The sequence below is a fragment of the Streptomyces decoyicus genome (assembly GCF_019880305.1).
Taxonomy (GTDB): domain Bacteria; phylum Actinomycetota; class Actinomycetes; order Streptomycetales; family Streptomycetaceae; genus Streptomyces; species Streptomyces decoyicus.
This window is the reverse complement of record NZ_CP082301.1, coordinates 8,180,320-8,194,007: the sequence shown is the minus strand read 5'-3', so window position 1 is coordinate 8,194,007 and position 13,688 is coordinate 8,180,320. Positions and strand designations below refer to the sequence as shown.

The following is a 13,688-nucleotide window of genomic DNA, read 5'->3' as shown; positions in this document are numbered from 1 at the left end:
ATGTGGAAGACGTCGCCGACATAACACTTCCCGCCGGCCACCGCCCGTCATCGGCAACTACAGCCGGACCGCACACGCGGAAGAGCGTGAAGGCATTGATCCAGACGAGCCGGCACCGGCCCATCGAGCGCATCCACGCCGATCGATCCCGGACAACTGCCGCCCGAGGCGACGTCCGTGATTCCGCCTCTCCCGCGGCCCTGGAAAATGAATTGCCACCGATAAAGCCGGGCGGTAGAACTACGGACCGATCCGACAGACCCGAAGGGAGGACGAGCAGATGACCCGCACCTTCGTCGTGCTCGGCCCCTCCTGGGACGCTCAGCAGCGCTGACCCCGGAGCGGCCGGACGCACCTCATTACGGAGCGTTCCATGAATGTAGTACCCGCACTACCGACCAAGCAGGTTTTCCGCCCCATCACCGGGTCGGACGAGGTCGAACTCTTCAACCAGATTCCGTACGTCTTCAACCACGAAGTGGCCGGGTATCTCGTTTCTGGGCGCCGCCGCCGGGATCGGACCTGGATCGCCCTCGATGACGAGGGGAAGTTGCTGGCCCGAGTCGCCTGGTGGTGTCGGCCCAGGGACACAAGTCCCTTTCTCCTCGACGTCTTCGACTACCTGCCGGGCACGAGTCGACCGGTGCCGCGCTGCTCCGGTCCGCCCTGGCCGCGGTCGTTCCCAAGGGCACCACGCCTCCCAAGTACACCCGGTTCCTGCCACCCGACTGGCGCGACGACCGGCGGTGCGCACCGCTGTCGACGGTCGACTGGCCGTCGTGGAGCAGCTCGGCGCCCGACTGTTGACGATGAGTTCGTCCACTACACCAGCCCACGCGACTGGTGGCGGGTCGCCACCATCCCTGACAGCGGCGAACCGGTGGGGCTGGTGATCGCTGCGCGGAACCAGTACCGCCCGATCATCGCGTACATCGGCGTCCTGGCTGAGCACCGCGGCCAGCGCTACATCGACGAGATCCTCGCCGAGGGCACGCGTGTTCTGGCCACCACGGAGCCGGAGCGCATCCGGGCGTCCACGGACGTGGGCAATACCCCCATGGCGGCTGCCTTCGCACGTGCCGGGTACACCGTGTTCGAGCGCGAGATCGTCATGACCTGGGGCTGACCGGTTCGGCCGGTGACGACGCGCACCGCTCCCGGCTGACGCGTTCCTCGAGGTGTCCGCATTGGCCTCGACGCGCCATGACGGTTTGGCGGAATGTGTGATCGTGACGTCCGGAATCCTGCTCCCGTGCAGGCACCCAGTCGTCGTAGCGTCATGCCTTCGTGAGGCTGCGCATCGTAGCCGTCCGTCTGGCGGGCGACTGGGGGCTGCATGGGGCAACGGCAAGGTATGCGGCGGACGGGCAGGCACGGTGAGGTGCCCGGCCGAGGGGCTGACGGTGCGTTGACGTCTTCGGCCCCCTATGAGCAGAGGGGCAGGGGGACAGTCGGGTGACGAGCAACGCGGGACTGCCGACCTCCCACCCCCCGCCTCGTGGCTTCCCGTTGACGTTGGGGGTCGAAGAGGAGTTCCAGCTCGTCCACGAGGACACCGGCCAGCCGGTCCCGTACGCCGACGCCGTTCTGGCCCACGCCGCGAAGCTGCCCTCCCCGGGCGACGGCAGCACCCTGCACGGCGAACTGCTCACGTCGATGGCCGAATCCGCCACCGGCATCTGCACCAGCCTCGCCCAGGTGCGCCGCCAGCTGACCGGCGCCCGTAACCGTCTCGCCCAAGCGGCCAGGGAGGAAGGCGTTCGCCTCCTGGCCCTGGGGGTTCGCCCCTCCCCCGCCGCACCGAGACACGTTTCGCCGACCGAGCACTACGAGAGCATGCAGCGGATGTACGGGCATCTGGTCGCCGAGACGGAGACCTGCGGCTGCCACGTCCATGTCGGCACGCTGGACAAGGGCCAAGCGGTCACAGCCAACAACCACCTGCGTCCTTGGCTGCCGACGTTGCTCGCGCTGTCGGCCAACTCCGCCTTCCACAACGGCATCGACACCGGCTACGCGAGTTGGCGCACCATCGCCCTCTCCCGTTGGCCGACCACACAGATGCCACCCCACTTCACCTCCGTCGACCATTACGAGGAGACGCTCGCCGCCCTCCACCGGAGTGGCGTGCTGCCTGCCGGGGCCAACGCCTACTGGCTGGCCCGGCCCTCCCGTCGCCTGCCCACCGTCGAAATCCGGGTCGCCGACGTCAGTCCCACCGTGGACGGAGCCGTACTCCAAGCCGGCTTGTCGCGGGCACTGGTCCACACCGCCCTGAACGGCCCCGCCACCCATCAACACCGCAGCCGCCACGACGACCAGTTGCTGGCAGCGGCCCTGTGGACCGCGGCCCGCCACGGCATCAGGGGCCCGGCCCTCCATCCCCACAGCGGCCACCAGACCCTCGCGGCCGATCTGGCCCAGGAGTTGCTGATCGCCCTCCACCCCGCTCTGCGCGAAACCGGCGACTGGGAGGAGGTCGAACACCTCCTGGCCGACGCCTTGCGTAACGGGCGACAAGCCGGAAGTGATACCGGCACAGTTCTCGCAGGAGAGCCAAAGAAAGGCCGCAAGTTGGCGCTGGAGCCGTGATGCGTTTTGCTCCCACTTGATGGACCAGGAGATCTGCGATGCGGGGCCCAGTTGGAGCAACTTGCTCCAACCCGGCCGGGGATCCTGTTTTCGGGGTGTCCCGGAGCGGTGCAGTTGGTGAGAGGACCGGCTGCCTGGGCGGGGCCGCAAAGCCGGTGCCCCGAAGCGTCATGGGCAGGGGCGGCGTCGTGGGTGGGGCGTGCCTACCCGTACGGGTAGGTGCTCGGAGCTCTTCCGCGCGCTGGTCCCGATCACCCGGGTCCGGACTTGCCGCGGCCGTTCATCGCAGCGGTTCTTGCACGACGCCGGCGATGACCGTGCTCACGACATTGCGGATGGCTCCAGCCTCCGGCGGGGTGCCTGTCCGGTCGGCGAACAGCAGGTGCCCGGCTCCGATCAGCGTGGGAGCGAGGGTGTCGACGTCGGCATCGGCCGCGACGCGGCCCAGCTCACGTTCGGTGGTGAGGTAGGAGGCGATCATGGCCGCAGCGTCCGTCAGGACCGGGATGCCGGTCGGCCTGGCCTGGCGCAGCCGGGCGCGCAGGCCATCACGGGAGGTGACGAGGCCGACGATCGCCACCGCGACCGACCCGAAGAGGTCCGTCAGCGCGCTGGCCAGGTTGCCGGTGACAGTGCCGGTCCCGGCGGATTTGCGCAAGGCCGCGCCCTGGTCGTCGAGTTGGGCGATGCGGTCGAGCACGAGCTCGGCGAGGAAGGCGTCGAAGTCGGCGAAGTGCCGGTGCAGGACTCCCTTGGCGCAGCCTGCCTCGGTGGTGACCGCCCGGCTGGTCAGCGCGCTCGGCCCGTCCCGGAGCAGGACGCGCTCCGCGGCGTCGAACAGCTGGTCGCGCGCATCGTGGATGGCCACACCCGTCGGCACTGTGCATTCCTCCATTCCTTGCTCGGCCCCACCCGGTTGACGAGTGGGCATGTGCCCACTAATAGTGGGCACATGCCCACCATACCTCCGGAGCGAGCACGCCTCTCCGAACTCGAACCCCATCAAGCCCGACAAATGGCGGAGTCGTTCGGCTCGGACCCCGAACGCTACGACCGGGCCAGGCCCCGCTACCCCGACGCAATGGTGGAGCGGATCGTGGCCGGAACCCCCGGGGCCGCCGACGTCCTGGATGTCGGCATCGGTACCGGCATAGCGGCCCGGCAGTTCCAGGCGGCCGGCTGCGGGGTGCTCGGAGTCGAGGTCGACGCGCGGATGGCCGAGTGGTCGAAGGAGCGCGGGCTCCAGGTCGAGGTGGCGGCGTTCGAGGCCTGGAACCCTGCCGACCGGCTATTCGATGCCGTCGTCTCCGGGCAGGCCTGGCACTGGGTGGACCCGGTCGCGGGCGCGGCAAAGGCGGCCGAGGCGCTGCGGCCCGGTGGCCGGCTTGCGGTGTTCTGGAACGCGGGCCAACCGCCGCCCGACGTGGCCGAAGCGTTCTCCGAGGTCTACCGCCGGGTGCTGCCCGACGCGCTTGCTTCCCGACAATCGACGACCGCTTCGGACGGGTACTCGGTGTTGTGCACCAGGGCAGCCGACGGCATCCGGGAGGTGGGCGCGTTCGGCGAGCCGGAGGAGTGGCGATTCGACTGGGAGCGGCCCTACACCCGGGACGAGTGGCTGGACCAGCTGCCCACTACCGGCCTCCGCGCCCAGGTCCCTCCGGCCGAGCTGGCGGAGGCGCTGGCGGGCATCGGCGCCGCCATCGACGCGTTCGGAGGCAGCTTCACCATGAGCTACACCACCCTCGTGGTCACCGCGACACGAACCCATGCCGCCTGACCTGTCATCGCGGTCTCTGCCTGCTGGGCTGACGCGGGCCTGCGCCGGTCATCACTCCTCCTCGTCCTCGTCGACTTCGGCGGCGCGCAGGGGCGGGAGGCCGTCCTCAGCCGGGCGGACCTTCGGCGCCACCCGGCAGCTCGGCCCCTCCCCAGCCACCCCGTCCGGCTGCGGCTGCGGTCACGTGAACACCTTGTCACAGCCTGGCAGTTGGGCCGACGGTCACAGACTCTCACCCCCGCCTGGTTGTTGCCGGCTGCCGGAGATCTGAGTGCCGGTCCCGGCGCGTCGAGGGTCGGTGTCACGGTCCGAACCGGCGGGCATCTCTCCGTCGTGGTCGGGACGACGTGGTTGCCCGGCCGGCGGGTCGTCTCGTCGCACCGGAGCCTGGGTCATGATCCTGCCGTCCGTGACCACGATGAGCAGTCCCAGGACGCTGACGATGACCATGATCAGGGCAATCACGTGCAGGCGATGATCGTTGACCTGAGTGTGGAACACGATGGAGATCAGCGCGGACGAAGCGATCGAGCCGAGGAAGCCGAAAGTCCGGAACAGCCCCGCAGCAGTACCGATCTGATCGGCTGCAACCTGGGTGTACAGGGCCGTCTGGTTGGCGCTGATGGTCGTGCCCAGGGTGATGCCGAAGACCAGGGTGATGACCACGATCCAGGCGATCGGGGTGCTCGTGGTGAGCGCCAGCACCCCGGCAGAAGCGGCCAGACAGGACACGGCCGCGACGACAAGCGGCATGCGGACGAGATTCCGTTGTGAGATCGGCCGGACGAGCAGGGCGGAGAGCGCGCTCATGGGCAGCAGGAGCAACCCGGCCTTCTCGGAGGACATGCCCCGACCGGCCTGGAGCCACTGGGTGAGGCCATAGAGGACGGTATAGACACACAGCCCCGCCAGGGCGAAGCGCAGATACGTGCGGGTGAGCGCCAGGTTCGTGCCCAGCAGGCGTACGTCGAAGAACGGGCGGCTCGCCCGCAGCTCCCACCACACGAGCCCCGTACCGGCCAGGACGGCCAGGCCGAGCGCGATCCAGTCGGGGTGCGGCAGTCCCATCAGGAACACCAACAGGGCTGCCATCGCCCCGCCGAAGCCGACGATGCCCGCCACGTCGAGGCGCGCCGCGACCTCCCGAAACGTTCGCGGCCCCTCGACCGGGAGGTCGGAAGGAATCCAGAAGAGGGCCATGGCCAGGGCCAGTAGCGCGAAGGGGAGGTTGATGAAGAACGTGGTCCGCCACCCCCAGGCGTCCACCAGCACGCCGCCGAGCGGAAGGCCGAGGGCGGACGTGGCCGCACCGGCGATCATCAAACTCCCGAGCACGCCCCCCGGCGGCGCGTCCAACCCGGCGGCCGCTGCCCGGCGGCGGATGAGCAGCATCGCCGAAGGGTAGACGGCGGAGCTGCCCACCCCGATCAGCACCCGGGCCACGACCAGGCCGGTCAGGTTCTGCCCCACCCCGCCCACGGTCCCGCCTGCCAGGACGATCAGGACGCCGACCAGGAACACCCGGCGCGGCCCGAACTCCTCCGCCAGCTTCCCGCCCATCGGCTGGGCAACCGCACTGGCCAGGTACAGCGCCGACACCAGCACCGCGGTCCGCCCCACCGAGACATGGACGGCAGCCGCGATCGGCACCAGCGCGGTCGCGATGAGCGAGCTGTTGATCGCGTTGATCGCCGAGCCGGTGAGCAGCGGCGTCACGAACCGCCAGGAGAACGCGTGCGTGGTGCGCGAAGTGCCGGGCGGCGTGGGCATCACAGGCTCTCGCCAAGCCGTTCGATCAGCGGCGCCGCCGCCATCAGGGTCTCCAGCTCGGCGCGGGTGAACCCGCCGGCAGCGAGGGCCTCCGCCAGCTGCTCGGCCCGGGCGCTGCGCCTGTCCCGCAGCGCCCGCTGCCCGTCCCTGGTCATCGACATGACCACCCGCCGACCGTCAGCGGGATCGGGTCGGCGTTCCACCAAGCCGCGCCCTTCGAGCCCGGCGAGCGTCATCCCCATTGCCTGCGGCGTGATCTGCTCGGCCCTGGCCAGATCGCTCGTCGTGGCCGACCCGGCCCGCTCCAGGCGCGAGAGGACCGACACCTCAGGAAGCGTGAGCTCGCCCTGGACCGGCTGGCGAAGCCGTCGTACGAACAGACCGAGACTCGCCTGAAGCGCCGAGCCAACCGCGTTCACGTTCAGTGCGTCCACCATGATGGGAAAGCTAGCTTTCACAGTTCAGATCTTCAACCCAGCTTTCATAAATTGCCTGGAAGCGTGTCAGGGTGCACTTGGGCGTGACCTGTCGAGGGCTGCCCTTCTTGCCGCCGGCACGCCGAGGTGACCGCCCCGGACGGCGGCCAGGGCACCCCCACGTCCGCGCTCCCCGCTCAACGGCCGGTGCAGCCAAAACCGAAAAACAGTGCGCTAGTGGAGGACCCACGGAGAGATCCGCCAACACTGCTCAGGCCACTGCGATACCTGCCGCGCCCGCGCCCGGCGACCTGCACAGGGCCACCGCCCGCTTTCGGCCGACGGTCTCGTCTCGGTCAGTGGTATGCGTGAACGACGGCGTGCCCCATGCCGCGGCCGATCATCCACTTGTTGACCGGGGTGGTGAGCAGAAAGGCGATGGCGAACCCGCCCAACAGCGACGTCCAGAACAGGGTGTCGGAAAGGTGCGCGTCCATGGCGCCGGGGACCAGGGCGATGATGCCGTTGTCGACGAGCTCCATCACCACGATGGAGACGGTGTCGGCTGCCAGCGCCACCTTGACGGCGGCCTTGAAGTCCAGGCCGGCCGTGCGCACCGCGAACAGGGTGAAGGAGTAGCCGAAGACGAAGGCCAGGGCGATCGCCAGGATCATGGTCGCCACGTTGCCCCACATCAGGGCGGTGCCGATGACCATGCCGAGGACCTCGCCGATGGCGCACCCGGTCAGGCAGTGCAGTGTCGCCTTCGCGGCGGCTCCCCAGGTCGCTCCGCCCGGCCGGCGCCCGCCCTGGTCGGCGGGTGTCTCGTGCGCGGCACGGTCGTGAGCGGTGCGCGTGTGATGTGCGGCGTGGTCCATGACCGTCATCCCCCTTCCCGTCCAGTGTGGTCCGTTCCTGCGACCCACGCCCAAAAACCTATACCCGCTGGGGGTACCTTTCGAGTTGAACGAGAGGGGTGGGGCGACAAGAGGGGTGGGAGGTGGCGATGGCATCGGCCGGGTTGATCAAGGCCCGGATGATGACGCTGCCCCAAGTGGAGCGCGGCTGACCGACTCACCCGGCGTGCTGGTGATCGGTGAGGACTTGGTCGATGACGTACCGCGCGATGCCCGCCATGACCGGGTTCGTATCCCGGTAGTACCAGAGTTCATCGAGCGCGATCGACAACGCCCAACCGCGCCCCCGTGCCCAGCTCGCGTCATCGGCCTTAGCGACCGCGCGGAGGATCCCGCGCGCGTCCGCCGGCAGCAGGTACCACGCCGCGATCAGGTCTACGGCGGGGTCCCCCAGGCCCAGGCAGCCGAAGTCGATGACGGCGCTGAGGCGTCCACGGACGGTCAGCAGATTGCCGGGTTGCAGATCCGCGTGGATCCAGACGGGCGGGCCGGGCCATGCCGGGGCCGTCAGGGCCGCCTCCCAGGCGGCGGTAGCGGCGTCGGCGTCGACGATGTCGCGCACTCTCCCGATCGCGGCGCGTGTCCCCGCGTCTCGTGCCGCCAACGCTTCGCTGCGATAGGACGGGGGCCCGTCCGTGGGGTCGACCCGGTGAAGTGCGGCGATGAACTCCGCCAGATCCCTGGCGAGCAGGCGGGGTTCGGCGGTGCGCCCGGCGGTCGGGGTCTCGCCGTGGATCCAGCGGTAGACGGACCAGGGCCAGGGATAGCTCTCCCCCGGCGCTCCCTTGCCGAGCGGTACGGGGATGGCGACCGGAAGGTGCGGGGCGAGCCGGGACAGCCACTGGTGCTCCTTCGCCACGTCGCCGACGGCTCCGGCGATGCGGGGGAAGCGCGCGACCAGATCCTCGCCGAGCCGGAACATGGCGTTGGAGGTGCCGGCGGACTCGACCCGGGCGAGGGGAAGTTCCGCCCAGTGCGGGAACTGCGCGCCGAGCAGCGCGCGCACCGACGACGTGTCGATATGCGCCTCGTCGGCATGCATCTTGCGAGTGCCCATGGGCACCTTCCTGACGGAGTGAACAACCGGCTTTGATGAAACGGTCCGGAGCCTCACCCGTCAACGCATATATCTGCCGTTGGCTGTGCTGTCCCGCGTCTCGGCCAGGGCGGAGCCCCCGCAGGCCCGGCACCGTTCGAGGGCCCCAGGTGACGTGCAAGTGCTGGGCGCAGAGCACCTGTTCAGTCGGTGATCCCAGGAACAGGGGCATCTTGCCGGGGGTCCAGTCGACGACGTGGACGGTAATTTTCGCCATGCCGTCGAAGCAGCCTCCGACTTCGGCCAGTGCGGTGCCGATGTTGAGGTAGCACTGCTCGACCTGAGCGGCGAGGTCACCTTCGCCGACGGCGGCCCCCTCGGCATCCCGGGCGACCTGCCTCGGCGATGAAGGCCAGCTTCGATCCGGTCACGATCGACACCTGGTGGTAGGCGTCGATTTCCGGCAATCCGCGGGGGGGTGCCGGCGCGGGACCGAGGCGCGAGCCTGAGGCGGCGGACGAACGGGCTGCCTGCCCAGAACTTGGCGCCGTGGGGTGCGCCGACCGAGCCGGGGGTGACCGTCGACCGCGAGTGGCACCTCCATTGTGTACGCGAACCATTACGCTCTGCGACATCGGGTGACGCCGGAAGGTTCAGCGGTGTCGCAAACGGCAGGAAGGGACGCAACGATGCACGCCTCCAAAGGGGACCGCCTCGTGATGCATGGTCGGGTCGTGGGCAAGCACGATCGAGTCGTTGAGATCGTCGAGGTGCTCGGCCCGAACGGGACGCCGCCCTTCCGGGTGAGGGCGGAAAATGGCCACGAGACCATCATGAGCCCGGGACCGGACTGCATGGTTGACCATCGCAGCGCATCCGGGCCTGCCTGACCACCAACGCCGCCGCCTCGCTGAGCGAGGGGTGGGGCGAGCGCCGTGGTGGGCGAAACCCGCCGACCACGGCGCTCGGTCACAGGTGACGATGGCCAGGAGGACCGTCACGCGCTGCGGTGTGTCATGTGCGGCCCGGGGCCAGTTCTCGCCCGTGTTGCGGCGCGTGGTCGCGTCGGGGAAGCAGGAGCGGGGTTGCCAGGAGGAGAAGACCGGCGATCGCGATCGCGGTGCGGGGGCCGGTGATGCCGGCCAGCAGGCCCCATAGTCCGGTCATGGCCGCGGTGATGGCTTTGCTGGTGACCGACCAGGCGGACAGAGTGCGGGTGACGCGGTCCGACTCTGTCAGGTCGAGTCGGTAGGTGCTGAACACCGGGTTGAACACGCCCATGCACGTGATCAGTCCAAGCTCGACGGTCATCACGAGCACGAGCCCGGCAGTGCCGGGGCGGATGAAGGCCAACCCGAGCAGCCAGCACGCGCGCAGCGCCCCGACGGTGAGCATGACCTGGTGCTGCCCGAAGCGCGCGACCAGTCGGCGGGCCAGCCGTGAGCCGAGCAAGCCACCGAGGCAGGGCACTGCGAAGACGAGGGCGTACTGCCAGGGGGCGAACCCGAGGTGCCCGACCATGAGGACGGCGAGCAGCGGCTGGGACGCCATGATCAGGCTGTTGACCAGGATCGTGTTGTAGAACAGCGGGCGCAGCGTCGGGTGGCTCAGGATGTACCGCCACCCGTCGAGGAGGTCGCCGGCCCGCGGGCGGGGCCGTGTGTCGGTGCGGGCAGAGCGCGGCTCCCTGCCGCCGATCGCCCGGATCCCCATTGCCGAGAGCAGGTAGCTGACCGCATCGGCCACCACGGTCACCACCGGACCGAACAGCCCGATCGCGGCCCCGCCGAGTGGCGGTCCGAGCACGGTGGCGGTCCAGTTCGTGGCCTCGAACCGCCCGTTCGCGACGAGCAGGTCCGGCGGCTTGACGAGTGCCTTCAGGCATGCGCCGCCGGCCGCGGTGAAGGTGATGTCCGCCGCGACGACGATGACCGAAACGGCCAGGAGCTGGACGAAGCTGAGCCCGCCGAGCGCGAACGCGGCCGGGACGCTCAACAGCGCCGCGCACCGGATCAGGTCCATCGCGACCATCACGGGTCGCTTGCGGCGGAACTCCACCCACGGGCCGAGCGGCACCGCCACTGCCGCCCCCACCGCCAGCCCCGCGGCCGCCAGCACCGACACCTCGGTCGGCCCGGCGTGCAGGACGAGGATCGCGATCAAGGGGAACGCGTCGAACGCGAGCCGCGTTCCGAACGTGCTGACCGTGTACGCCGCCCACAGCCACCCGAACTGCCGCCCCAGCGACCGTCTGGCCCCCATTCCCAGCACTCCCCCTCATCGTCTCGCCGTCGCCCTTCAACAACCCCGCGTTGACCGGGTACATCAAAGCCAGCGGCCGGTCAGCTGAGCAAACAACCGAAGCGTCTGGCACGCCACAACCATGGGTTGTGGACCTAGGATGGCCGGCGTGGATCTCGATGCCGTACGCACCGTCGTCGCCGTAGCGGACGGGGGGCGATTTCAGGAAGCCGCCGCCGACCTGTCGATCACCCAGCAGGCCGTCTCCAAGCGCATCGCCGCGCTGGAGAAGGACCTCGGTGTGCGGCTGTTCACCCGCGGCGCGCGCGGAGCCCGGCTCACCATCGACGGGCAGGCGTTCCTGCCGCACGCCCGCGATCTCCTCCAGGCCGAAGAGCGGGCGGCCGCTTCCGTGCGGCCCGGCAGCCGTGCGCTGCGCATCGACGTGATCGGCCGACGGCTCGCGCCGGCCGGTCTGCTGCGCGGCTTCCACCGCGCGCATCCCGAGACCGCACTCGACGTCGTGACGCTCTTCGACGCCGACGCCGCCATCGCCGCTGTCCGGTCGGGCACGATCGACGCGTCGTTCCGCGCTGTCACCCTGCCCGCGCGGCGGCTGCCCGACGGCATCGAGGCCGCCCGGGTCCACGACGAGCCCGTCCAGCTCCTCACCGGACCGGCCCACGAGTTCGCCGCCGCCCGGTCGGTCACGCCCGCCCAGCTCGCCGGGCGCAGGATCTGGATGCCCGGCATCGTCGCCGGTACGGAGTGGGCCGCCTACTACGACGACCTCGCCGCCGCGTTCGGGCTCACCATCGAGGTGACCGGCCCCGACTTCGGCACCGAGCCGCTTCTCGACACGATCGCCGACTCCTCGGTGCTGGCGACCTTCGTCGGCGATCAGACCCGCCTCGTCTGGCCCGCCGACCAGGACTTGCGGCGCATTGCCGTGCACGACCCGACACCGGTCTACCCGCACTCTCTGATCTGGCGCGGCGACAACCCGCACCCCGCGCTCGCCACGCTTCGCACCTACCTGGGCTCCCTGCGGTCCGGCCGGTGCGACGCCGAGACCTGGGTACCGAAGTGGGCGCAGTGAGCAATCCCGTCGCCCGGCCCAGCGGCACCACGTCATGGGCCGTAACGGCGAGGCAGTGGGGTGGGGTGGGGAGCGGTAAGCCGGGCCGGACGCTTCAGTCGGCTGTCATGGCGCGGTGGACGCTCTCGCGGAGCAGGGCTCGGCGCCGGTCGTGCAGTTCGTCGGGCTCCTCGGCAGTCGCGGCATAGACGTTGCTGACCGGTGACCAGGCCATGGACATGGCGATCACCATGGCCATCAGGTCGAACGGGTCCCCTTTGCGGACCAGCCCGGCGGCCTGCGCTTCGCTGATGGCGCGCAGTTTGCCGTCGTCGAGGCGGTCGGGGTCGTCGACCAGATGACCGGCCGGGCGGCGCTCCAGGCGCGCCCAGGTGGCCAGCCGGATCAGGTCGGGGCGGCGGAGGTACTCGTCGTAGAGGCGTACGGCCCAGTCCGCGAGGTCGGTGGCGTCGATCGGGGCGACGTTCACGATCCGCTCGAGGGAGCCGAAGAAGATGGCGTCGAAGAGCCCTTCCTTGCTGCCGAAGTAGGTGTAGAGCTGCGCCTTGTTGGAGCGGGCGGCGGCCACGATCCGTTCGATGCGGGCGCCGGCGATCCCATGCTCCGCGAACTCCTGGGTCGCCACCTCGATGATGCGCCGGTATGTGGCCGCTCCGCGCGAGGTCAGGGGCTGCTCGTTCATGCCCTCACGCTACCAAACAGAACAGTTGGTTTACCTGGGCCCCGATCGGCTTCTACGCTGAAATAGACCAACCAGTCTGTCTGTGAGGAGTCGGTATGAGGACCACCACGGGATGGCAGGCGGCAGGCCCCGCGCGGGCGCTGCGGCGGGCGCCGCTGGAACGGCGCGACCTGCGCCCCGACGACCTCGCGGTCCGCGTGGACTACTGCGGCGTCTGCCATACCGATCTGCACGCCGTCGACAGCCGGGACGGCGCGGCGGACGCCCCGCTGGTTCCGGGGCATGAGTTCACGGGCATGGTGACCGCGACCGGGGCCGAGGTCACCCGCTTCGCCGTCGGCGACCAGGTGGCGGTGGGCAACATCGTCGACTCGTGCGACGAGTGCGCCATGTGCCGGGCCGGCCAGGAGAACTTCTGCCGCGCCTTCCCGACCCTGACCTACGGCGGCACCGACCGGCACGACGGATCGACCACCTTGGGGGCCTTCTCCCGCGAGTACGTCGTACGCGACCGGTTCGCCTATCCGCTGCCGGCGGGCCTGGACCCGGCGGCCGCCGCCCCGCTGCTCTGCGCGGGGATCACCGTCTGGGAGCCGTTGCGGGCTCTCGGCGTGGGCCCGCGGACCCGTGTCGCCGTGGCAGGACTGGGCGGCCTGGGCCATCTCGCGGTCAAGCTCGCCGTGGCGCTCGGCGCCGAGACCACGGTGGTGAGCCGCTCTCCGGACAAGGCCGAGGACGCGCGCCGCCTCGGCGCCCACGGCTTCGTCGTGTCGTTCGACCCGGAACAGAGGGCTGCGGCCCGGGACCGGTTCGACGTCGTCATCGACACCATCTCCGCCCCGCACGACCTGGGCCCCTACCTCGGTCTGGTGGCCATGGACGGCACCCTCAGCCACCTCGGGCACCTGGGCCCCGTCACCGTGGAGACCACCGACCTGCTGGTGGGCCGCAAGAAACTCAGCTCCGCAGGCAGCGGCGGCAGGCCCGCGACCGCCGCCATGCTGGACTTCTGCGCCGAGCACGGCATCACCGCCGACATCGAGCTGCTCCCCTCGGCGCGGGTGAACGAGGCCCTCGACCGCCTACGGCGCAACGAGGTCCACTACCGCTTCGTACTCGACATGTCGGACCTGGACTGAACGGCGCGGGCACGGC

The 13,688-nt window shown here is 70.1% G+C and carries 13 protein-coding genes and 1 pseudogene; 6 read left to right on the top strand and 8 right to left on the bottom strand.

The window, feature by feature from the left end:
- Positions 1-373 precede the first annotated feature (373 nt).
- Positions 374-1,126: a GNAT family N-acetyltransferase gene (locus K7C20_RS35795; RefSeq protein ID WP_342452583.1), complete on the top strand. Its 753-nt coding sequence runs from the start codon at positions 374-376 to the stop codon at positions 1,124-1,126.
- A gap of 329 nt (positions 1,127-1,455) precedes the next feature.
- Positions 1,456-2,592, top strand: a complete 1,137-nt coding sequence (locus K7C20_RS35790) for a carboxylate-amine ligase (protein ID WP_245171427.1) — start codon at positions 1,456-1,458, stop codon at positions 2,590-2,592.
- A gap of 280 nt (positions 2,593-2,872) precedes the next feature.
- On the opposite strand, the gene K7C20_RS35785 is transcribed toward K7C20_RS35790, so the two are convergent.
- On the bottom strand, positions 2,873-3,472 hold the full coding sequence (locus K7C20_RS35785) for a TetR/AcrR family transcriptional regulator (protein WP_030075361.1): 600 nt from the start codon (positions 3,470-3,472) through the stop codon (positions 2,873-2,875).
- 72 nt (positions 3,473-3,544) lie between these two features.
- Here K7C20_RS35785 and K7C20_RS35780 point away from each other — a divergent pair, with 72 nt between their 5' ends.
- Positions 3,545-4,372, top strand: coding sequence for a class I SAM-dependent methyltransferase (locus K7C20_RS35780; protein WP_053209610.1), 828 nt, complete (start codon positions 3,545-3,547; stop codon positions 4,370-4,372).
- A 222-nt stretch (positions 4,373-4,594) separates the two neighbouring features.
- On the opposite strand, the gene K7C20_RS35775 is transcribed toward K7C20_RS35780, so the two are convergent.
- The 5 genes and pseudogenes from K7C20_RS35775 to K7C20_RS38710 all read right to left on the bottom strand — a co-directional run.
- Positions 4,595-6,142 carry an MFS transporter gene (locus K7C20_RS35775; RefSeq protein ID WP_063753819.1) on the bottom strand — a complete coding sequence of 516 codons (1,548 nt, stop codon included), beginning with the start codon at positions 6,140-6,142 and terminating at the stop codon, positions 4,595-4,597.
- Entirely contained in the window at positions 6,142-6,579 is a 438-nt protein-coding gene (locus tag K7C20_RS35770) for a MarR family winged helix-turn-helix transcriptional regulator (RefSeq protein WP_030075365.1), read from the bottom strand. The genes K7C20_RS35775 and K7C20_RS35770 overlap by 1 nt, the downstream gene beginning before the upstream one ends.
- A 335-nt stretch (positions 6,580-6,914) precedes the next feature.
- Positions 6,915-7,436: a DUF4396 domain-containing protein gene (locus tag K7C20_RS35765; protein WP_053209680.1), complete on the bottom strand. Its 522-nt coding sequence runs from the start codon at positions 7,434-7,436 to the stop codon at positions 6,915-6,917.
- Positions 7,437-7,632: 196 nt separating this feature from the next.
- Positions 7,633-8,532, bottom strand: a complete 900-nt coding sequence (locus tag K7C20_RS35760; protein ID WP_030075368.1) for an aminoglycoside phosphotransferase family protein — start codon at positions 8,530-8,532, stop codon at positions 7,633-7,635.
- A gap of 196 nt (positions 8,533-8,728) precedes the next feature.
- Positions 8,729-8,978, bottom strand: a pseudogene (locus K7C20_RS38710) (RidA family protein); the annotation flags it as partial.
- A 222-nt stretch (positions 8,979-9,200) separates the two neighbouring features.
- Here K7C20_RS38710 and K7C20_RS35750 point away from each other — a divergent pair.
- Positions 9,201-9,401: a DUF1918 domain-containing protein gene (locus K7C20_RS35750; RefSeq protein ID WP_030075369.1), complete on the top strand. Its 201-nt coding sequence runs from the start codon at positions 9,201-9,203 to the stop codon at positions 9,399-9,401.
- A gap of 124 nt (positions 9,402-9,525) precedes the next feature.
- Here K7C20_RS35750 and K7C20_RS35745 read toward each other — a convergent pair whose 3' ends face one another.
- On the bottom strand, positions 9,526-10,773 hold the full coding sequence (locus K7C20_RS35745; protein WP_030075370.1) for an MFS transporter: 1,248 nt from the start codon (positions 10,771-10,773) through the stop codon (positions 9,526-9,528).
- A 148-nt stretch (positions 10,774-10,921) separates the two neighbouring features.
- Between K7C20_RS35745 and K7C20_RS35740 the strand changes: the two genes are divergently transcribed.
- Positions 10,922-11,851, top strand: a complete 930-nt coding sequence (locus tag K7C20_RS35740) for a LysR family transcriptional regulator (protein ID WP_030075371.1) — start codon at positions 10,922-10,924, stop codon at positions 11,849-11,851.
- Positions 11,852-11,945: 94 nt separating this feature from the next.
- Here K7C20_RS35740 and K7C20_RS35735 read toward each other — a convergent pair whose 3' ends face one another.
- Positions 11,946-12,533 carry a TetR family transcriptional regulator gene (locus K7C20_RS35735; protein ID WP_030075372.1) on the bottom strand — a complete coding sequence of 196 codons (588 nt, stop codon included), beginning with the start codon at positions 12,531-12,533 and terminating at the stop codon, positions 11,946-11,948.
- 95 nt (positions 12,534-12,628) lie between these two features.
- Here K7C20_RS35735 and K7C20_RS35730 point away from each other — a divergent pair, with 95 nt between their 5' ends.
- A complete protein-coding gene (locus K7C20_RS35730) occupies positions 12,629-13,672 on the top strand; it encodes an NAD(P)-dependent alcohol dehydrogenase (RefSeq protein WP_053209609.1) in 1,044 nt (347 codons plus the stop codon).
- Positions 13,673-13,688: the final 16 nt, after the last annotated feature.